The 21,885-nt window shown below is 46.4% G+C and carries 20 protein-coding genes; 4 read left to right on the top strand and 16 right to left on the bottom strand.

Going from position 1 to position 21,885, the window contains the following annotated elements; translation table 11 throughout:
• Positions 1 to 3: 3 nt before the first annotated feature.
• The 10 genes from mvaD to BM099_RS05305 form a co-directional block, all read right to left on the bottom strand.
• Complete coding sequence (gene mvaD / locus BM099_RS05350; RefSeq protein WP_090725464.1) at positions 4 to 1,056, bottom strand: diphosphomevalonate decarboxylase; 1,053 nt, start codon at positions 1,054 to 1,056, stop codon at positions 4 to 6.
• Positions 1,046 to 1,996, bottom strand: coding sequence for a mevalonate kinase (gene mvk, locus BM099_RS05345; RefSeq protein WP_244889918.1), 951 nt, complete (start codon positions 1,994 to 1,996; stop codon positions 1,046 to 1,048). Before mvk ends, mvaD begins: the two co-directional genes overlap by 11 nt.
• A complete protein-coding gene (locus BM099_RS05340; protein WP_090725461.1) occupies positions 1,971 to 3,026 on the bottom strand; it encodes a mevalonate kinase family protein in 1,056 nt (351 codons plus the stop codon). Before BM099_RS05340 ends, mvk begins: the two co-directional genes overlap by 26 nt.
• Entirely contained in the window at positions 3,026 to 4,195 is a 1,170-nt protein-coding gene (locus tag BM099_RS05335) for a hydroxymethylglutaryl-CoA synthase (RefSeq protein WP_090725458.1), read from the bottom strand. The genes BM099_RS05340 and BM099_RS05335 overlap by 1 nt, the downstream gene beginning before the upstream one ends.
• 15 nt (positions 4,196 to 4,210) lie before the next feature.
• Positions 4,211 to 5,242, bottom strand: a complete 1,032-nt coding sequence (fni, locus tag BM099_RS05330) for a type 2 isopentenyl-diphosphate Delta-isomerase (RefSeq protein ID WP_090725455.1) — start codon at positions 5,240 to 5,242, stop codon at positions 4,211 to 4,213.
• A complete protein-coding gene (locus tag BM099_RS05325; protein ID WP_090725452.1) occupies positions 5,242 to 6,276 on the bottom strand; it encodes a hydroxymethylglutaryl-CoA reductase in 1,035 nt (344 codons plus the stop codon). Before BM099_RS05325 ends, fni begins: the two co-directional genes overlap by 1 nt.
• A gap of 127 nt (positions 6,277 to 6,403) precedes the next feature.
• Positions 6,404 to 7,765 carry a TolC family outer membrane protein gene (locus BM099_RS05320; protein ID WP_244889917.1) on the bottom strand — a complete coding sequence of 454 codons (1,362 nt, stop codon included), beginning with the start codon at positions 7,763 to 7,765 and terminating at the stop codon, positions 6,404 to 6,406.
• 21 nt (positions 7,766 to 7,786) lie between these two features.
• Positions 7,787 to 8,497, bottom strand: coding sequence for a response regulator transcription factor (locus BM099_RS05315; protein ID WP_090725450.1), 711 nt, complete (start codon positions 8,495 to 8,497; stop codon positions 7,787 to 7,789).
• 105 nt (positions 8,498 to 8,602) lie between these two features.
• Positions 8,603 to 9,934, bottom strand: a complete 1,332-nt coding sequence (locus tag BM099_RS05310; RefSeq protein ID WP_090725447.1) for an HlyD family type I secretion periplasmic adaptor subunit — start codon at positions 9,932 to 9,934, stop codon at positions 8,603 to 8,605.
• A gap of 9 nt (positions 9,935 to 9,943) precedes the next feature.
• Positions 9,944 to 12,064, bottom strand: a complete 2,121-nt coding sequence (locus tag BM099_RS05305; RefSeq protein WP_177201094.1) for a type I secretion system permease/ATPase — start codon at positions 12,062 to 12,064, stop codon at positions 9,944 to 9,946.
• Between the two features lie 68 nt (positions 12,065 to 12,132).
• Between BM099_RS05305 and BM099_RS05300 the strand changes: the two genes are divergently transcribed.
• On the top strand, positions 12,133 to 12,501 hold the full coding sequence (locus tag BM099_RS05300) for a hypothetical protein (protein ID WP_177201093.1): 369 nt from the start codon (positions 12,133 to 12,135) through the stop codon (positions 12,499 to 12,501).
• A 69-nt stretch (positions 12,502 to 12,570) separates the two neighbouring features.
• On the opposite strand, the gene BM099_RS05295 is transcribed toward BM099_RS05300, so the two are convergent.
• From BM099_RS05295 to BM099_RS05285, 3 genes are all read right to left on the bottom strand, one after another.
• Complete coding sequence (locus BM099_RS05295) at positions 12,571 to 14,142, bottom strand: tetratricopeptide repeat protein (RefSeq protein WP_090725441.1); 1,572 nt, start codon at positions 14,140 to 14,142, stop codon at positions 12,571 to 12,573.
• A 114-nt stretch (positions 14,143 to 14,256) separates the two neighbouring features.
• Positions 14,257 to 15,483 (bottom strand): argininosuccinate synthase, encoded by a 1,227-nt coding sequence (locus BM099_RS05290; protein WP_090725438.1) that lies wholly within the window; start codon positions 15,481 to 15,483, stop codon positions 14,257 to 14,259.
• Between the two features lie 102 nt (positions 15,484 to 15,585).
• Positions 15,586 to 16,449 (bottom strand): flagellar protein MotY, encoded by an 864-nt coding sequence (locus tag BM099_RS05285; RefSeq protein WP_090725436.1) that lies wholly within the window; start codon positions 16,447 to 16,449, stop codon positions 15,586 to 15,588.
• 186 nt (positions 16,450 to 16,635) lie between these two features.
• Between BM099_RS05285 and rnt the strand changes: the two genes are divergently transcribed.
• The gene (gene rnt, locus BM099_RS05280; RefSeq protein ID WP_090725433.1) at positions 16,636 to 17,262 is read left to right on the top strand and encodes a ribonuclease T; all 627 of its coding nucleotides are present in this window, start codon (positions 16,636 to 16,638) and stop codon (positions 17,260 to 17,262) included.
• 123 nt (positions 17,263 to 17,385) lie between these two features.
• On the opposite strand, the gene BM099_RS05275 is transcribed toward rnt, so the two are convergent.
• From BM099_RS05275 to grxD, 3 genes are all read right to left on the bottom strand, one after another.
• Positions 17,386 to 18,168: an OmpA family protein gene (locus tag BM099_RS05275; protein ID WP_177201092.1), complete on the bottom strand. Its 783-nt coding sequence runs from the start codon at positions 18,166 to 18,168 to the stop codon at positions 17,386 to 17,388.
• 187 nt (positions 18,169 to 18,355) lie between these two features.
• Positions 18,356 to 18,958, bottom strand: a complete 603-nt coding sequence (locus BM099_RS05270; RefSeq protein WP_090725429.1) for a peroxiredoxin — start codon at positions 18,956 to 18,958, stop codon at positions 18,356 to 18,358.
• A 73-nt stretch (positions 18,959 to 19,031) separates the two neighbouring features.
• Positions 19,032 to 19,370: a Grx4 family monothiol glutaredoxin gene (gene grxD / locus BM099_RS05265; RefSeq protein ID WP_090725426.1), complete on the bottom strand. Its 339-nt coding sequence runs from the start codon at positions 19,368 to 19,370 to the stop codon at positions 19,032 to 19,034.
• Positions 19,371 to 19,659: 289 nt separating this feature from the next.
• On the opposite strand from grxD, the gene BM099_RS05260 reads away from it, so the two are divergent.
• Together BM099_RS05260 and argF are read left to right on the top strand one after the other, a co-directional pair.
• Positions 19,660 to 20,862, top strand: coding sequence for an aspartate aminotransferase family protein (locus BM099_RS05260; RefSeq protein WP_090725423.1), 1,203 nt, complete (start codon positions 19,660 to 19,662; stop codon positions 20,860 to 20,862).
• A 48-nt stretch (positions 20,863 to 20,910) separates the two neighbouring features.
• Positions 20,911 to 21,816: an ornithine carbamoyltransferase gene (gene argF / locus BM099_RS05255; protein WP_090725420.1), complete on the top strand. Its 906-nt coding sequence runs from the start codon at positions 20,911 to 20,913 to the stop codon at positions 21,814 to 21,816.
• Positions 21,817 to 21,885 lie beyond the last annotated feature (69 nt).

Here is a 21,885-nt window from a genome sequence, read left to right as displayed (position 1 = left end):
CCGCTAATCGGCTGCGTTTACGGACTCAGACGCCAGGTTAGTTTTGCTATCCTCGGCAAACGGTGCCACCACTTCCAGGTCGGGAAACTCCGTCTCAAGCAGTAGCTGATCTTTCGCCTTAAATAACAACTTCAGGTTCGGGCCGGCATCCATCGTAAAATAAACCTCGACACCGGCTTCACGCAAAGCCCACACCCTCTGCATCGCGGCCACTGATTCAGCCTGCCAGTAAAGCAATGGCGGCCAGGAAGCAATCATAGTGGCATGCATAGACATGGCGTTATGCTCAGCCGTAGCACCCAACTGAGAAAAGTCATCGTCAATCAGTGCCTGATGTATTGTTTCAAGATCCCTGGCTGCCTGAGCCGGCCAGCTCTGATAAAGACCCGACGTTTCAACCGTGCGCTTCATACCTGCACGCGAATCAACCGCTTTCTGCGCGCTACTGACTTTTACCAGACCGACACGTAAATCAGGCCAGCTAACATCCAGTGGAAAGGCATGACTATCCATACCATCTTCCTGTTGCCCCATGCGCCATTCAACGAAACCTGTAAAAACCGAACGCGAGGCACTACCACTTCCCATGCGGGCAAAGGCGGACAATACCGTATCCGGGAGCGCTAACTGAAAATACTGATTCAGTGCCAGGGTTAATGCAGCAAAACCGGAAGCCGATGAAGCCAGGCCCGCCGCTGTCGGGATATTATTACGCGTATCGACAATCAGCGGGTAATTCTGCTGGCCACGAAACAAGTTAACAAACGAAATTACCTTAGCGGCGAATGGCGTGTCAGCCGTGAGTACCTGACCGTTTAAGATGACTTGATCTTCACCGCTGGTTGCCGGACGGATCTGTGTATGACTACCCAGGTGTGCCAATGAAACAGACAAGCTCGAATTAACCGGCAAATTAAGCTCATTTTGCCTTTTACCCCAATACTTACACAGCGCGATATTACTCGGAGCAAACGCTTCAGCCTGATCAACAGCTATCAATTTTTTTGGCAGATAACGAGCAACGATATCCGCTTTTGTTAATTCGTTACGTAACATGACTCGCGACCTCCACTTCTACTCCATCACCACTCACGGCTACCGCTATTGACTCATACCCCAATGACAGTGACTCATCAGTTCCCAGTGCAATCACACAATCACCTAATCCTGAACCCGAAATTTTCGCACCCAGAATAGCGTCGGATCGGCGTAACGAATAAACAATATCAGAGAGCACTGCATCATTCACACCCAACGCATCCATCAACCCCTGATAGACATTCATCAACGAGCCAAGTTCAGGCCAGTTCTGTTTTTGAATAGCATCCTCCGCTTTAATCGTGGTGTCATGCATCAACTGATAAAGGCTGGAGTAAAGTTCAGGAAATGCCTTGGTATGCTCAGCCACACGCGCCAGGACATCGGCTGTTTTAGTTTTATAACCAGCATAAAATAACGAAATAGGAGGAAGGCCATTCAGCGCGGATACCTGCTGCGGCTTCACTGTGTAACCAATCAAACCACCATAAACACTGGCGGCCAGATCAGTGCCTGAACCGCGCCCCTGCACGCCATGAATAACCGCCAACGCACGTTCAAACAGCATGCGACGTGGCAGCTTTTCTTTCTGATATATGGATAACGCTTTCACTAGCGCGGCAGTGACTGCGGCAGACGAGCCCAAACCGACCGTATGTGAGAACTCTGAATGGATATCTACTTCAAAACCATTAGGCAGATCTGCAGCCACCTGGCGGATAGCAAATATCACAAAATTCAGACGGGAGTCCATTTCAAGATCATCAAGAGTTGAGTGATAATCGGCAAGCGCTGAGCGAATCACAACCACCCGATCCGCTCTGGGCATCAGACTCACCTGCATTCTTTTATCCACCGCACAGGCGATCGCCCGATGACCGAATAAAACCGCATGCTCACCCATCAGCATGATACTGCCAGGTGCGGTAACCTTAATCACCGATGTAGCGTGCTCCACAAGCATCCTCCTCAACGTGTCCCCAGATGTACTCTTGATAATCATCCATCAGAACATCAATACTCTTAATCATGCCCTGATCCGGTAGATAGGCCAGCACCAACCCGCCAGCCTCGCCTTTGTGTGCCCCGGCGCCACTGATTTTTGCAGCGCCGCCAAGGTCTTCAATTCGCTTAATCAAGTTGCAAGCCGAGTGCGGAACGACACCGATCCGACATAAAAGGCGATGATTAGCTTTGATTGTGTCTATGAGGGAAGCGCCGCGTTCGAGTTGATCGATCATACTCGCCGTCACGGCTGAAAACTCAAGCCACAGCGGTTTATCACTCTCATACCGATCACGCACAAAATGCACACACTCGCCCGTACTGACTTGTGGCTTACCGGTGAAAATCCAATACCAGTTGCTCCCCAGAGAGAGATCCAGCTGTTTCACACAGCCATTTTGAATATGGTTGATACCACCATACGTGACCGCCGCTGCATCGATAGCGCTGCCACGCCCATGCTGTAAGCGCTCACAAAAACGTACCATTTCAAAACGCTGGTCAATGCCTAAAGGCTTATCAAGGAGATGTTCAAATAGCACCAGTGTGGCCGCAATAGCCGAAGCGGAAGATCCCATACCCGATCCCAGTGGAAGATCGCTCGTACTGGAAAGTCGTCCTGGCAAAGGCAGATAACTATGGCTTGAAGCCCGCCCGGGAACGGGTAAGTGATGCACCAAAGCAGACAAGGTGTACATCAGGAGATCATCCGGCTTTGACAGGATTTTCTGGATGGGCAGTACACCCTGGGCAAAAGACTCGAAACGAGAATCCAATTTATCTTTTAAAGATCCCAGCGCATGCAAGGGGTAATGAACACCCGAGGATATACCAGCGAAGAGCGTATTGATGGTGTTACTTTCAGTCAATGGTTTAAAGCTGACGGTGGTATGTTTCTGAATCGCAACAGCAACGGCCTGCGCACCGTAGACAACAGAGTGTTCACCACTCAGTATGATTTTTCCCGGAGCACAGGCACGCATCAAATAACTACATATTCACGCTTATGATGCGAAATAGCCGCAAGACGGAAACGCCCCTGCGTATCGGCCTCAATAGTATGAGTTTCACCATCTTTGGGATCCGGTGCTTCATAAAGGTTCAGGTATTCGTCATAACTAACTTCTTGACGCTTATCCAGCATCGCCTGATGTTGCGCCTGAAATAAAACGTCCTGATAGCCTTCCACTACCGTGCCCGAGAAAAACTCAGCGACACACCCGGAACCATAACTGAAGAAACCAATACGTTTTCCTGCCAGATTATTCCCACAGTTTTCCAGCAGCGACGACAAGCCGATATACATGGATGCCGTATAACTGTTACCAATAATCCGGTTATAGGACAGCGTATCAGCAATCTGCTGCTCCAGTTCAGCCGCCGTCAGTTCACTTTTATTGACACGTGCTAAATGCTGATGTGCTTTTTGCGCCATACGACTAAAAGGCAGGTGATAACAAAAATGAGAGAAGTCATTGAACGACAGCGAGCTACTTTCGCGGAAGTGTTCCCACGATTTTTTCAATGCTTTAAGATAAATTTTGGTAGAGTATTTACCATCAACTAACGCTGTTTTACGATAGTTAGGACGCCAGAAGTCCATGACATCTTCAGTATAACTACCCACTTCCGGATCAATACTCAGTATACGTGGCTGCGCAGTGACCATCATAGCGACGGCGCCACATCCCTGCGTGGCTTCACCCGGTGTATTCAGGTCATAACGTGCCACATCAGAGGCGACGACCAATACCTTTTTCCCGGGTTGTCTTGCCACCAGCGCACAGGCCATTTGAACAGCCGCTGTTGCACTGTAACAAGCCTGCTTTAGCTCGACAACACGGCAATTATTGCTAAGTCCCAGCAAGCGATGTACATAAACACCTGCCGCCTTAGACTGGTCAATGCCGGTTTCTGTGGCAAATAGCACGGTTGAAATTTGCTCGCCTTCGCCATTCTGAACCAATGGATATGCAGCATTTGCCGCCATCGTCACGATATCTTCATCGTGCGCTGCCATGCCCATTTTTTCCTGGCCAATCCCTTGATAGAACTTCTCAGGGTCGGTCGATTGAAGCTGAGCTAACGTTCTCAGATCCAGAAAATAGTTAGACGTATAAAAACTGATTTGATCGATACCAACTGATGACATATTTGAATATGTTCCTCAACGCTCTTCAAGAATGAGTGATTCATTTCTGAATAGCGACGCCACATCAGGCATTCCCAGTAAAAACATTGCTGTTACGAACTCTCGGCGTAAACGCTCAATGACTTCGATAACCGCTTCTGCCGACTCCATAGCGGGTTGTAATAAAGGAGCCGCCACTCCACAAAACGAGGCGCCGAGTATAACAGATTTCACCATATCAATCCCATCCCTTACACCACCACTCGCGACAAAAGTAGCTTGCGATTGATATGCATCTAATAACTTAAGCGCCAAGGGTGTAGGAACGCCCCAATCCTGAAAAGTAAGCCCCAGATTATCGCCTGGGCTGACGCGACGCTGATGTTCAATCCGGCTCCATGAAGTACCACCACTGCCAGCCACATCAAAATAAGAGATACCCGCTTGCAAGCCTAACTGAACATCGGCAGGTGATAAGCCAGCCCCAACCTCTTTCAGCATGACCGGAACCGATAGCTTAGGACACAAGTCTGCAATTTTGGCGGCTAATCCTTTGAAGTTAGTATCTCCTTCAGGCTGCACCGCTTCCTGCAAAGGGTTCAGGTGCAGATACAATGCATCAGCCTGCAACACATCAATGGCCGCCTGACACTCTTTTTGCGTAAAAGCATAATTGAGCTGTACGGCGCCAATATTAGCGATAAGAACCGTCGACGGCGCATACTGTCTTAATTCAAAGCTACTGCGAGCCTGCTCATCAACAAACATGACCCGCTGAGAACCCACCGCCATGGCAACCTGACAATGCTCGGCAGCAAGCGCCAGATTAGTGTTAATTTTCCTGACCAGATCGTGATTACCTCCGGTCATAGAAGAGATCAGCAGTGGAAAGCTTAACGTTTTGCCAAACCACTGTACTGAACTATCAATTTCTGACAAATCTATCTCGGGCAAAGCGCGATGCAACAAATGAATCCTATCGAAATAGCGTGCATCTCTTTCTATCGCCGGGTCACGATCAAAAGCACGGATATGCTCAATCTTTCTATCATTTGTCGAATCAATCATTATCTTTCCAGCTTAAGATGCGCTTCCATTAACTCGCCCGGATTGGTTTGCGCTGCTAACAGCGAAAGCTCTCCACACAACACCGTCGCCGCACAGATAGCAGCCAGACGGCGTGCATTGTCTCCGGGTTCACGGGAATCTTTACAACCCAGCCTGATCAGATTTTCTTCCACAAAACCCAAGCCTTTGCCATTGCCAACACTGCCAACGATTATATTCGGAAGCGTACAGGAGAAATACAGATCACCATCGCGCACTTCAGCATGCACAATCCCCTGCGAACCTTCGATGATATTGGCCGCATCCTGCCCGGTCGCCAGATAAAAGCCCAGTAGCATATTAGCAAAATGCGCATTTGCGCTGCGCAAGCCACCGGCGATCATGGTACCGATCAAATTCTTTTTAATATTCAGATCGACAATTTTTTCCGGCGTGGTCAACAAACGACGTTCGCAAAGTTCGCGTGAAATAATGATTTCACTGACGACATATTTACCGCGCCCAAGAATACCGTTCACAGCCGTCGCTTTTTTATCTGAGCAGTAATTACCGGAAATGGATGAATAGCGTAAATACGGGTATTCAGTCAGTAACCAGGGAATAATCTTATCAGCCGCATTGGTCACCATATTATGGCCCGATGCATCACCGGTATTAAACTCAAGGCGAAGATAGATCAAATTACCGACTATCTGGCTATGCATATCGATTAATTTTGCAAAGCGACTGGAGGTCGAAACCACGCCATTTAAATCATCACGTCGGGATTTAATCGACACAACTGCCTGATGAGCAGCCAGGGCATCATCTGCTTCCAGTAAAACAGAACGGGTCATACGCTCATCGATGACTGTCGTTTTAATGCCTTCAGTCAACACAGAGACACGCGCGCCACGGCCCACAGAATGCCACAAGGGCGTTTCATAGGTCGCTAAAGGAACGGATACCTTTTCATTTAATACATGACCTGAAATTTTAAGAGGTCCGACCCAGCGCATCGGTACCGGCGCTTGTAAAATTTTATGTGATTTCATATTGACCCATATAAACGAAAAGGGCTGCCTCTCAGCAACCCTTTCAAAGACTTCATCAAGCAGGCGCGATTTTATCGGCGAAGCCCTTATATTGCAAACGCACCGCTAACAGACAAAAATCATTCTGTTAATATTTTGGCGTTGTTTGCCCTGTTCTGATCTTGTCTTCTGGTAAAGCAGTTGAGGCTAAAGGTTCAAGATCAACTTTAAGCAACTCCAGCATCTCCCCCATACCATTAACCAAGCGGTACTGAGCGAGCAGGTAATCATACTTTGCGGCTATTAAGGCATTCTTGGAAGAAAACACCTCATTTTCTGTATCTAACAGATCCAGCAATGAGCGCTGGCCAATATTGAATTGCTTCAGGTAAGAGTCACGCGTCTGCGAACTGGAGTCCACATGCTTCTCGAAAAAAGCTAACTGACGCCCCAGAATTTCGTAGGCGTTCCAGGAAAGGCTGACACCTTCAACGGTTTGGCGTAAGGCATTATCCTTAATGTCTTTGGCTTCATTAATCTGGTGGCGGGTCTGGCGAATTCTGGCTTTGTCAGACCCACCATTGTAAATATTATAACGAACACGAAACATTGCCGTCAGGTCTTCATTATCACCTTCAACGCCATCGATATTATTATTCCAGTTGCGGTCTACTTCAAAATTCAGCTTAGGGTACATCAGACTACGCGCAGAATCATATTGTGACTGAGCGGCCTGAATATCGGCCTGAGCTAATTTTAATGTTGGATGATTAACGGTTGCGCGTTTTACAGAATCACTTTCACTCTCAGGCAAAGAAGACAAATTAAATAGCGGAGTTTCCAGTGTATCCGGCGCCTTATCTCCCACGACACGCTGGAATGTGACTTGCGCATCACGCAGGTTATTCTCAGCAGACAGGACATTCACTTCGGCCAGCGCTAATCGACCTGTCGCCTGCTGGATGGATGCCAATGTTCCCAAACCTGATTCCGAACGTTTTCGAATTTGCTCATATACCCGCACATGGTTATAGAGGGTTTCGTTCGCCTGATTCAACAACTCCTGACGTTTAATCACCTCAAGATAAGCGCGTGTAGTTTCCAGAGCCTTCTCTTCAGCCACTTCTCTCAAATGGTGATTATTTGCTTCCAAACGGGAGGCATGACGATCCACTTCACTATCGGTCAAAAAGCCATCAAACAGCATTTGGCGCAGGCTGATACTGGCTTCACGCCGCCTCAGCTCTACATCGCCATCACCGACATTTTGCGTGGTGGTATTTTTTGTCCATTCATAGCCAACGCCTGCAGCTATATCGATTTTTGGATAAAAACCACCGCGGGCCTGACGGACCTCTTCATAAACAGCATTGCGGGCATCCATGCTTCGCTTAACCTCAGGGCTGGACAGCACTGATCTGGTCACGATCTCTTCTAACTGGCTCGCATAAGTCGCCTGCACTGAGCTGAACATGACAGCTACAACCAGCAAGGTTCTTTTTAAAATCACCAGACTCTCCTTATATAAGTTTTACGCTGTTTGATGTGCTAATTTAAGAATCAATAACACGCGGTCCTTTGTGCCCGTCTTGTGTAATAATGACGCCACATGCGCTTTTATTGTCCTTTCTGTTATTCCCAGTTCTCTGGCTATCTCTTTATTCGATGCGCCTGTTATCAAGATATCAAGCACCTGATCTTCACGATCAGTAAATCCATATTGATCACTATCGTGCTGAACATGAGTAATGTCATGCTCCAGATCACTGCGCAATGGGGCAGCTAAATACTGTTTCAATAAACGCTGGGTTAAAGAGGGGCCAGCCCAGATATCATTTTTCATAACCACATTAAGAAGCTCATGAAATAATGACTTCGTTACATAGGTATTTATATAACCGCGAAAGCCGCTTCCTAAATAAGAAAGCCCTTCGGCATCACTTGGCTGATCACTCAGTGCCACCCACTTAATCAATGGATATTTGACACATAATTGATCGAGCAGATAATCTTTTACCGGACTATCTTTTACCGGACTGTCTTTTACCGGACTGTCTTTTGCCGGACTATCTTTTGCGCTATTTAATGAACTGATATGAATAAGCCCACAACCATGATCATTAAATTTTCGCAATGATAGCTGATTTACGTCAACAACTTCAATTGAATATTCGAGCGCCTCTGCAAATCCAGCCCAGCGAGAAACAACTTCCTTATTGGCAGAAACAATATACAGTTTCATCTGAATGCCCCATTAATTACAACCATTCCAAAGCATAGTAGAAAAATGTACCCCTGCCATTTCAGACAAATTTTGAAAAGCGCTGTAAATATTGCACATGCTGACTTAACGCTCTGTTAATGCGCGGTTTTTACCTTTAAGAATAGGCTTTAATAAATAATCCAAGACTGTTTTTTTACCGGTCAATATATCGACCCCGACGGTCATACCACTAATCAGAGGCAGGCGTGTTTGATCTTTACCAATATAGGGCTGGTCGGTTTTCAAGCGGACAATATAATGAGGTAATCCCTCCTCATCTAATACCGTACTCGGAGAAACAAAACTCACTTCAGCCCCGACGCCTCCATAAATACTAAAATCATAAGCCGATACTTTAATAATAGCTCTTTGACCTGCACTGACCTGAGCAATATCAGAAGGTTTTAATTTAGCTTCAACTAAAAGAGTATCTTCCCAGGGAATAATATTAATTAATTCATCCCCCGGTTGAATAACGCCTTCAACCGTATTGATTAACAACTGTTTTACGGTTCCTTTAACAGGCGAGCGAACTTCGGTGCGGGTTATTTTATCCTGCATGCCCCCCAACGCTTCTTTTAAACGCGCGGCTTCAGATAAAACTTCATTCAGCTCTGCTCTGGATACACTGATAAACTGAAATTCTGCTTCTGCCAGTTTTTGTTGCGTTTCACTCATCCCCGATTTAATCCGCGGAATACTCAGACGAATACCATCCAACTCTCCAGCCAGATCGTTCACTTGTCGCCTCAGACGCAGGAATTCAACCTCAGAAATAACCCCTTCGCCGACAAGCGGCTGGGTGATCCTCATCTCCCTATTCAACAAATCAAAACTGCGGGAAAGCTGCGTTGCCTTAGATTCAGCCTGACGCAACTCCTGTCGTTTCTGCGCAATTTGTTGGTTTAAAATATCCAGAGTGGCATTTAATTCATTCTTTCTCGCCAGATGCAGCGTTTGTTCCTGCTCAACCAAAGATCTGTATTCTTCAGGAAAGTCTTCTGGCACAACGAATGGCTGGCCGGCTGCTTCCGCTTTTAAACGAGCGGCTTTGGCCAGCAGCTCAAGCTCTCGTACCCGGCTCTCTTTAAAAGAACTGGCAAAACGCGTGTCATCAATGCGTAACAACACCTGCCCTTTCTCAACGAGCTCGCCTTCAGAGACTAAAATCTGAGAAATTATCCCCCCCTCTAAGTTCTGCACGACTTGTAGTTGCTTTGAAGGAATAATCTCGCCTTCGCCACGACTGATTTCATCCAGCGTAGCCCAACTGGCCCACAGAATAGCGATAACAACAAAAGCAACCATACACCAAAGTAAAGTGCGCGCCCCTTTAGGCGCCTGCTCCAATAATGCTTCACTAACACTGGGCATATAATGTAAATCATCCGCCGCTGCATTTTGCTTCTGAGTCATACCACTTCCTTAACGCTGAATATGCAGACGACCTTGTTTGAGGGCATCCAATACAACTGCTTTAGGCCCATCTGCCACAACCAGACCACTATCCATCACAATAATTCTATCGACCAGCGAGAGCAGCGACATTTTGTGAGTAACCAGCATAATAGAGCGATCCTTGCCGTAGGCGGCCAACTGACTTCGGATAAACTCTTCGGATGCATTATCCATCGAGTTGGTAGGTTCATCCAAAATCAAAATGGCGGGTTTATGAATTAACGCCCGGGCAATGGCCACAGCTTGGCGCTGCCCACCCGAAAGGGCGGCACCTCGCTCACCGACAGGCAAATCAAAACCCAATGGATGGCGATGCACAAACCGGTCAACACCCGCTAATGCAGCCACCTCCAGCAGAGTTTCATCCCTGACTTCAGGTGAGCCCATGACGATATTATCCCGTACCGTGCCATCAAAAAGCATAATATCCTGCGGCACATAACCAATATGCCTGCGCAGGTCGACAGGATCTATCTGATTCAGATCAATATCATCCAACCGGATTGATCCTTCATCGGGCTTATATAACCCCATCATCAATTTTTCTATCGTCGACTTACCTGAACCAATACGGCCAATTAATGCGACCTTTTCTCCCGGCTTCAGTGTGAACGATACCTTTTCTAATGATAGCTGCTCTGTGCCCGGATATTTAAAACAGACATCTTTAAATTCAATCTTTCCCTCTAACTCGGGACGATGCACAAATTGCCGATCCTTATCTCTTTCATCCGGCAGCTGCATAATACTATCCAGCGTATCTAACGCCGTTTTAGACTGATGAAAGTTTGTAACAAGACTCGCCACTTGCGCCATCGGCTGCAATACCCGCCCCGAAAGGATCACACAAGCGATCAAAGCACCCATCGACAACTCACGTTCAGCTATCAGGTAGACGCCATAAATCACAAGCGAAACAGAGCAGAGCTGCGTCACCAAACCGGCAACATTCATCACTGAAACAGACAGCATTTTCGCCTGCATGCCCCACTTAGCAATATATCCGACGGCCTGCTCCCAGCGTAACTGCAGAGACGATGCGGCACGCTGGGTTTTAACGGTTTCCATCGCTGTAAGACATTCAACCAGCGTGGCATTTTTTTGCGCTGAGGAAGCAAAGGTTTTTTCTACCGCCGCTTTAAGCTTACCGGTGACAAACAGAGAGTAAATAATAATAATCGGGATACCGACTAACGGCACGATGACCAAAGGTCCACCGAGCATCCCGATCACGATAAGAAAAATAACAGCGAACGGAAGGTCTATCAGAATAGAATTGGTGGTAGAACTAAGAAAAGCGCGGATACTTTCAAACTCACGCAAATTACTCGAAAACGCGCCCACTGAACGCGGCATGGAGCCGTACTGTAACGACATGACTTTTTCGAACAACATAGAGGATAACAGGATGTCTGTCTTTTTACCGGCCAACTCAATAAAATAGGCACGCAACATCTTCAAACCAAAATCAAACAGGTAAACAACGAATACACCAATAGCCAACACCCAGAGTGTTTCAATGGCATTATTCGGCACCACCCGGTCATAAACATTCATGACGAAAAGCGGGTTCGCTAATACAAATAAATTAATCAGAAACGAAGCGACCAGGACATCCCGGTAAATTTTTGCAGAACGCCAAATAGTTCCCCAGAACCAATGCCCCTCTTGCTGATCTAAAACACGGGATACCCGCTCGGTAAACCTATATTCCAAACGAACAAAGATTGCATATCCGGAGTAATCAGCGTCTAAGGCGCTCATGGATACCTGGTGAACCCCACCACTTTCCGGCTGAATAATGACAGCATCACCCGTCTGCGGATCAATTTCCTGAAAGATGCAAGCCTGGTCATCGTTTAACAGAAGTACGACGGGTAGCGTCAGCGTTGATATTTTTGACAGGTCTCGTTTCACAATGCGTGAAGTAAAACCTGCTCTTTTTGCAGCTCTGACAAATAGCTTTGGGGTTAACTGATGATTAACAAGGGGCAAGCCTTCCCGAAGTGCATCCGCCGACATGGGACGATGATTCTGTTGGGTCAAATGCACTAAACAATTAAGAAGAGAGTCGTGTGCTGCTTCCATTTTCTTGACCAATATCTACAAAAGCCTACATACTAACATGTATCTAAGTAACTGAAAGAAGATGATTTATGTTATATGCTCTGCGCAATACGCAAGGCCGCATCATCAGCCTATCCGAAACAATGCAAGAAGGCGCGGAACCCGCCGACCTTAAGCATCCTGATGTGCTGGCTTTTTTATCCGTCAACGATGATACCGTAACGCCGGACGCATACCTCGGGCATTCGGACTCAGCAATTGCGCGTATCGTTGAAGACCTTATTGAGTTATTAGTGTCTCGCAACTTGATTATTTTCACCGATCTTCCTGATGCTGCACAGCGAAAGTTGCTAACGCGTAAATTGGCAAGGACGATTATTAACCAGGATGACGACAATAAAGATGAAGGTAACGAGGCAAATACATCGATACTTTCAGATGATGAACCCTGGATTTAACCATCTGGCTTAAGAGTTCACAGTCAGGAGCTGGTATAACCAGAAAGTTATTATAAGCAACTTATATAGCTAGGAGCGGGTATAAATCGCAGAGTAACGCTGCATGAGTGCTTTATAGCGCTTTTGTTGTTTAACAGAAAGCACACCAAAATGCAGCCGATTTAAACAGGCCAGGCAAGCTACCCACTGCTCTACCGAGACGTTATTCCCGGCGAGTGATTTACGCTCGATAATAACTTGTGCAAAATTCAATATCACTGAAACACAGTCTGCATCAGCATTATCCGCCTGAAAAAACAGCTCGGCAGCCCGCTCCAGATCTCCCTTCTTATAATGCTGCAAGCCCGCACGCATCAACTCAACCCAGGACTCGGCATTGACCTCTTGTAACAGCTTCCCTTTGATGGATTTGACTGTCTCAATACTCGGCTTGCCGTCTGCTGCATCGGTCATCCAATCCATCCAGCGCCACTGGTCTTCAGCTGAAAACTGCTCATATAAGCCTACGGCTTGGGCCAACTCTGCTTCAGCCATTACCTCAAAATCCAGCACACTGCGAAGTTCTGCCAGCAGCAGATGCGCCCGGAACTTGACGGTTATATCACCGACAAAATCCCGGACCACACTTTCCATGACACGCAGTGCCTCAAGCTCCAACTCTTCTTTATTGCCATTTTTGACCTGGTGTTGCGCAATTAAACAACGCACTAATGAAAAGTAGTGGTCGGGTTCCTGGAATACGGAATAGCGGGAATATTTTAGGACATCACGAAATGCATCTATCGCCAATGGCCAATCCTCAGCGCTAGCTGCCAAATTACCCATTTCTGACTGAAGCTGTGGAACAGAAGGCTGCAACAAGACAGCTTTACGCATCAACACGATGGATTGAGTCAAATCACCCGATACATGCAGGCTTCTCGCCAGCCAGGAAAAAGCCTCAACAGAGATATGCTGTTGCACAACAACCTGCTGCAGTACATTGATTGCCTCCTTATGCCGACCCAAATAATAGAAAGCCATCCCCTGCCCCACCTGAGCCCATACCTGTTTTCGCGACATGACTATGCGGCCAAACAATACTTCAGCTTCCTGATAGCTCCCCGACTCCAGCAGACAGATACCTTGTAACCGCTCAAGATAGACTTTCAAGCCAGGATAAATATCAATCAAACGGACACAATACTCTAACGCCCGACTCCACTGTGCGTTATCCATCGATTCTTCAACACGCAATACCGCTTTTTTTACACGCTGTAATTTTTCAAGGAGGTTTTGAATTTTAGCTCTATCATAGGGACGAGAAATATATGCATCCGGGGCACTCTCAAGTGAACCAACCAGCAGGGAAGAGTATGCGGAATCAATAATCAGTAAAAAGAGTGTTTGAAATACATTCAGTTTTTCCGCAAAGGCCTCCTGAACAACCTGCAAACCGTTTTTTTCAGCCTTGCCTAAATCATAAGCGACCAGGACAACATCAAACGCCTGCTCACGAAGGTAACTGACAGCCATATTAACAGACGAGGCGGCTTCCACTTGCTCAAAACCTAAACCAGACACGATACTTCTCAGCCTGGAAAGCTCTTCAAGTTTATAGTCGATAATCAGTACTGATTTTCCGAAACGGCTGTTAGGCATTCACTCGCATCTTAAAAAACATAAACCAATATAAATCAGCCTATTAGAAAAACGCTTTTTATACAAAAAAACCCGCTAATGAGCGGGTTTTTCATCATCGTTCACTTTTGATATTCAGTCTTCAAGTAAATTCCGGCCTTTGCTGGAAGCGATACGCATACGCAGAGCATTAAGCTTGATAAAGCCCTCTGCATCTTTCTGATTGTATGAACCCGCATCATCTTCAAATGTCGCAATGCTTTCATCAAACAAACTATCATCTGAGCGGCGACCTACAACAATAACGTTACCTTTATACAACTTCAGACGAACATCACCATTAACATAACGTTGGCTATAGTCGATCATCTGCTGCAGCATTTTACGCTCCTCAGACCACCAGAAGCCATTGTAAATCAGCTCAGCATAACGCGGCATTAATTCATCTTTCAGATGCGCTGCTTCACGATCCAGTGTGATGGATTCAATAGCACGATGCGCTTTCATCATGATGGTACCACCCGGTGTTTCATAACAACCGCGTGCTTTCATACCGACAAAACGGTTTTCTACGATATCTAAACGGCCGATGCCGTTAGCACCACCAATTTTATTCAGTTTTTCTAAAACAGTCGCCGGAGATAACGCTTCACCATCAATAGCCGTGATATCACCATTAAGATAGGTCAGTTCGATATAGGTTGGTTCATCAGGAGCTTTCTCCGGAGAAACCGTCCAACGCCACATATCTTCTTCCGCTTCAGCCCACGGCTCTTCAAGAACACCACCCTCAAAAGAGATATGAAGTAGGTTAGCATCCATAGAGTAAGGCGATTTTTTCTTCTTCGTCGAGAAATCAACAGGGATATTGTGTTCTTCACAATAAGCCATCAAGGTTTCACGTGATGTCAGATCCCATTCGCGCCATGGCGCAATAACCGCCACGCCGGGCTTCAGTGCATAAGCACCCAGCTCAAAGCGAACCTGATCATTTCCTTTACCGGTTGCGCCATGAGAAATCGCATCAGCACCTGTCTCATTGGCAATTTCAATCAAACGTTTTGCAATCAAAGGGCGTGCTATCGATGTGCCCAGCAGGTATTCGCCTTCATAAATGGTGTTGGCACGAAACATCGGGAAGACAAAATCACGTACAAACTCTTCACGCAGATCGTCGATATAGATCTCTTTTACACCCAACGCTTCTGCTTTAGCACGCGCGGGTTCTACTTCTTCGCCCTGACCAAGGTCGGCAGTAAAAGTAACGACTTCGCAATTATAAGTTTCCTGCAACCAGCGGACGATAACCGATGTATCCAATCCACCAGAATAAGCCAGTACTACTTTTTTAATATCGGACATCAATCAACTCCACTGAATCACGGTAATGTCATCACACTACCGATCGAATAAAGATTTAAAGGGCAATATTGTAGCAGCTCTTATACAGAAGAAACACTTCTGTCAGTCCCGCTCCAGGCGAATCGTCACCCGGCGATTGCGTTCGCGATTTTTAGCCGAATTATTGGCAACAACCGGATAGCGTTCGCCATGATAGCGCGTCGTAATGACATTCTCGTCTATGCCCTGGGCTAGCAAATAGCGGCTAACCTCCTCGGCACGCTGTTTTGAAAGGTCCCGATTCAGCAAACGCCTACCGGCGTTATCAGAATGGCCATCCACATAAACCGACGCCACTTTTGTATCTGTTTTTATGTACTGAGCAATCAGATTCAGACGCTCTTTGGTCGCATCTGACAAACGCCACTGAGCTGGCGGAAATAGCACCGCTGTTCTGGCCACCTGACGATAGTTAACCGGTAGTAACTGATCTACACATTCAATATAACTGGAATAAGATTTCTGAAAATTGGCTGCTGATAATGCCACACGCATTACTTCATCGCTGCCCAACCAACCCTGCATCGTAAAAGTAGGTGACATACCCCGATATAAAGAAACCAGCATTTCACCCGCATAATCGGACTTTACAGTGATCTGCTTATCAGCAGCACTCACCTTTAGTGCGCCGATCAGGACAGGAGCGACTCCCGGCTGCCACGGCGAGGCCTCTGCCACCAAACGAACACTGCCGCTAACCGCCCCCTTTTGCGTGGGCAACAATTGAAACACCGCCTTTTCTCCCGCTTCATGAAAGAAACGGGCAATACCATAAGAAGGCACAACCTGTTCCAACTGACACGCAAAAGGAGACACCTCTACAGTCCATTTGGATTGATCAATATCCACCCTGAAAGTAACGCCACTAACTGCCTGTGATAACAAAGTAAACAGCGCTAAAAAGAGAACTTTTATTCTTATTTTCATAATCCAGACAACTATTTAAGAGAAAATCTTACGATAACGTAACGCTAACTACCCGCACTGCCAACATTAGCAACACTTCTGTTTGGCTAACACCAATTCCGGCTGTTAGAATGTCCCGAATGAAAGAACATTTCAAGCAGTCATTGTTAAGGATTCCTTTTGAGTAATAACACCATCTCTCAGTTAATGGCTGAGCGCTTTCGCGGTTATCTACCTGTCGTCATTGATGTAGAAACTGCCGGCTTCAATTCCCGCACCGACGCATTGCTAGAAATTGCTGCTGTAACGCTAACCATGGATGAGCAGGGATACCTGATTATCGACCAGAGCTTTATGGCTGAGGTCGAACCTTTCGAAGGCGCCAACTTAGAGAAAGCAGCCTTAGACTTTACAGGTATAGACCCTTACGATCCGAATCGCGAATCCATTCCTGAAATTGAAGCGATGGAGCAGATTTTTAAGCCGATTCGTAAAGCCGTTAAAGCTCACGGCTGCAAACGCGCTATTCTGGTAGGGCATAACGCTTCTTTCGATCACGGCTTTGTCAGCGCAGCTGCCGCCCGCTCCGACATAAAACGCAATCCATTCCATCCATTTTCAACCTTTGATACGGCAACACTGGCAGGCCTTGCTTACGGACAAACCGTGTTGGCAAAAGCGTGCGATGTAGCTGGAATCCCTTTTGATGGAAGGCTGGCACATTCGGCGCTTTACGACACTGAAAAAACTGCCGAACTGTTTTGTGGCATCATCAATCGTTGGAAAGATCTTGGCGGATGGGACATGGTACTGGCATTGCAGGATCACGATTAATACAGACAAAAAAAAGGGGGTTAGCCTGCCCCCTGTTATATCCACTGCCACACGATCTATTTTTAACAGACCTTCTTACAAAAGATCTGCTTACAACTGACTTACTTTCATAAGGCTCGTGCGTTAATCATTAAGATTAAATACCACGCGACGGTTGCTGGCACGCCCTTCATCCGTTTGATTTGATGCTATTGGCTGTGTTTCTCCGTAACCGATGGCAGTCATACGCTCAGACGCGACGCCGGCAGCCTGTAAATAATTTAATACCGACTGAGCCCGCGCCAGAGAAAGATCAAGATTATATGCTTGTGAAGCAATAGAATCGGTATGCCCTTCAATAACAAAATTCACGGACGTATTATTCAACTTTTCCACAGCAGCATCTAAAATTGACTTCGAATCATGAGTCAGTCCACTGGATTTATATTCGAAATTAACACCTTCCAAGGATATCTTAGCCACTACCGGGCAACCCGTTTGATCAACGATCGTATTCGCAGGCGTCATCAGACACGCATCTGATTTATCCAGCACACCGTCTTCGTCTTCATCAACACATCCAACCGAATTCACACGAGCGCCCAGAATACTATTCGGACATTCGTCGCTGCTATCATAGACACCGTCACGATCTGAGTCAGATTCACAACCGTATGACGTTTGTACTTCACCGCCCTCACATACAGATCCTGCATCACAAGCAAAATAAGCAACTCCAGCACCTAATAAGACACCCAGCGCCGCCTTATTGTCTGCTGCACCGGCTACAGCACCCCCTGCCAACGCCCCAGCGACAACGCATAAAGGCTTACTTTGCTGCCATTTAACAGAAGGCCGTTCTGCACACCCTGTAACAAAAACCAGCAGAGTCAGCATTCCCAGTAAACTCTTCCCTTTAACGTTCATTTTCATCCTCTCACAACAACGTAAGCAACAATTTAACACACCTACTTAACGCACTTACTCAAATAGCCTCATGCGCTTTAAGCAGACACTTTTTATAAAATTTCAGCTGGCAATCATAGTGCACTTAATGTGAACAAAAAAAAACCCGTACTATTTACAGTACGGGTTTTATTAATATATGAGCTTTTTACAGCTTATCAGATTCTTCAGACAGGTATTTTGCAACGCCATCAGCAGAGGCATTCATACCTTTATCACCTTTGTTCCAGCCAGCCGGGCAAACTTCGCCGTGCTCTTCATGGAACTGCAGCGCATCAACCAAACGGATAAGCTCATCCATATTACGTCCTAACGGCAGATCATTAACGATCTGCGAACGTACATTACCTGCTTTATCGATCAGGAATGCGCCACGAAAGGCAACACCTGCTTCATGCTCAACATCATATGCTTTACAGATTTCATGCTTAACGTCAGCAACTAAGGTATAACCAACCTGGCCAATCCCGCCTTCATTGATAGGCGTATTACGCCATGCGTTATGGGTGAACTGAGAATCGATTGAAACACCAATTACTTCAACGCCACGCTCTTTGAACGCGTCCATACGGTGATCCAGTGCGATCAACTCAGAAGGACAAACGAAAGTGAAGTCCAGTGGGTAAAAGAACACCAAACCACATTTTCCATTGATCGCTTCTTTCAGGTTGAAACCATCTACAATCTCACCGCTAGCCAGTACAGCTGCAGCTGTAAAGTCAGGAGCCTGTTTTCCTACAAGTACGCCCATTGTTTTCTCCAATTTTGTCCGGTTTAAAATAGTCAACCAGGATACCAATAGTATTGACACCCTGAATAAGAATTTACTCGCTCTGTGCGCTATCATCAGCGCTGGCAGCCGCTTTAATCAAAGCTTCCAGATCGCCTGATGCTGCCATTTCACAGATAATATCGCAACCACCTACCAATTCACCATTAACCCACAGCTGAGGAAACGTAGGCCAGTTAGCATATTTTGGAAGTTCGGCACGAATCTCCTGGTTTTCAAGAATATTTACAAATGCAAATTTCTCACCGCACGCCATCAGAGCCTCTGATGATCTTGATGAGAAGCCACACTGAGGGAAACGTGGTGTGCCCTTCATATATAACAGGATTGCATTGCTCTCGATCTGCTCTTTAATGGTATCAATTACGCTCATCTGGCTACCTTCTGAAGACACTACTGTCGTATTAACTTATGTATGGACTTATTACTACTATTTAGAAAAAATATTATCACATACCCAACCAAATTACTCGGGTAAGGTATCAAAAAAAACACCTCATATTATGCAAGTTTTTCCTGCTCTTAGACCTTTTATGGTGTTTACCACAAAGGATTTCAAGTTGATGATTCTGCATAGTTGCGAAAAAAGACTAGTATCAATAGAATGATGTTCTTCAAACGGCAGCCATGGCTGCCTTTTTTCGTTGTAGGGAGATAATAATATGCCACAACAGCCTTTAATGAATACTTACAAACGACTCTCCGTCAGTTTCGAACGCGGGGAAGGCTGCTGGCTTTACGATACTGATGGCAATAAATATCTGGATGCACTATCCGGCATAGCTGTATGCGGGCTCGGGCACTCACACCCGGCCGTCACAACGGCAATTTGCGAACAAGCTAGCCAGCTAATACATACATCCAACCTGTACAATATTCCGCTACAGGAACAACTTGCCGCTCGCCTGACCAATATATCTGGAATGGATAAAGTCTTTTTTTCCAACTCAGGCGCGGAAGCTAACGAAGCAGCCATCAAAATTGCGCGCAAATTCGGTCATGCTAAGGGTATCGAAAAACCGTCAATCATTGTGATGGAAAGCTCCTTTCACGGCCGAACGATGGCAACTCTGAGCGCCACTGGGAATCGGGCAGTTCAGGCGGGATTTGAACCGCTTGTCGGCGGCTTTGTTCGTGCCCCTTATAATGATGCTGAAGCTATTCGCGCCATTGCTGCCAACAATAAAAATATCGTCGCCATTCTGGTAGAACCCATACTAGGTGAAGGCGGCGTGCTCATTCCTGCCGATGACTATCTTGCACAGCTAAGAAGCATCTGCGATGACAATGACTGGTTACTCATGCTGGACGAAGTACAAACAGGTAATGGCCGGACAGGGCGCTACTTCGCTTACCAGCACAGTTATATTATTCCTGATGTTGTAACAACCGCTAAAGGCCTCGGCAATGGCTTCCCGATTGGTGCCTGCCTTGCCAAAGGGCGAGCAGCCACTACCTTTACTCCCGGCGCGCATGGTTCTACTTTTGGCGGTTCACCCTTGGCTTGCGCCGTCGGACTGGCTGTGACTGATACCATTATGAACGAGGACCTCTGTGATCGTGCAGCATCACTGGGCAAACGCATACTGGATGGCTTCAAAGAGCAACTCGAGGGCATGAACTATGTCAAAGAGATTCGCGGCAAAGGTCTGATGATTGCTATCGAGCTAAATGAAGCAGGCTCCGAGTTGGCTATTTTAGCCAAGGTCAAAGGTATTTTGCTGAACATCACCGGCGGCGGGCATGTTATACGTTTACTACCACCACTGGTCATGACTGATACTGAAGCGGACCTGTTAGTCAACACACTGTCAAAACTGATTAAAATTTACGCTGCTGATGAGCGTTCAAAACCCAGAAGCTAGAGCCAAGCTCTGAAACAACATGGAAAGTCGTTATTTCGACATACATATATGAATATTAGACATTTTTTAACACTACTGGACTTGTCTTCAGAAGAATTAAAACAGATTATCAATCGCGCTATCGAGCTTAAAGCTATGCGCAACAGAGGAGAAGTTTACGAACCTCTGTGTAATAAAGTGATGGCGATGATTTTTGAAAAGTCATCTACCCGTACACGTGTTAGCTTTGAAGCAGGCATGGCGCAACTGGGCGGACATGCGATGTTTCTATCATCTCGTGACACCCAACTGGGACGAGGCGAACCTGTTGAAGATTCTGCCCGCGTAATTTCCAGCATGGTTGATGTCGTGATGATCAGAACATTCAGCCATGAAATAATTGAGAACTTTGCAAAACATTCAAAAGTACCGGTTATTAATGCGCTCACCGACGATTATCATCCCTGCCAGCTATTGGCCGATATGCAATGTTTCTTTGAGCATCGCGGTGATATTCAAGGCAAAACGGTTACCTGGATTGGAGATGGCAATAATATGTGCCATTCCTATATAAACGCGGCGGCGTTGCTGGACTTCCATCTGAATGTTGCATGTCCACAGGGATTCGATCCTGATGCCACACTCCTTGCAGAAAACAAAAACCGGGTCAGTATCTTCAGAGACCCGAAAGAAGCCGTCAAAGGTGCTCACCTGATCGCTACAGATGTTTGGGCATCTATGGGCCAGGAAGATGAACAGGAAGTTCGCCTTAAGCGCTTCGAAGGCTACCAAGTCAACCCCGCGCTGATGGATCTAGCCCATCAGGATGCGATTTTCATGCACTGCCTACCCGCACATCGCGGCGAAGAGGTCAGTGATGAGATGATGAATGACCCACGATCAGTGGTATTTGATGAAGCAGAAAACCGCCTGCATGCGCAAAAAGCACTGCTTGAATTTCTCTTGGTTAATTAAAAATCAATCAAGAGTCACATCACAATCAAATATCAGTTAAATAAAATTTAGCTAAAATGAGTCGGCTAA

The organism is Neptunomonas qingdaonensis, from assembly GCF_900113275.1.
GTDB classification, from domain to species: Bacteria; Pseudomonadota; Gammaproteobacteria; order Pseudomonadales; family Balneatricaceae; genus Neptunomonas; species Neptunomonas qingdaonensis.
This window is presented reverse-complemented; position numbering and strand designations above follow the sequence as displayed.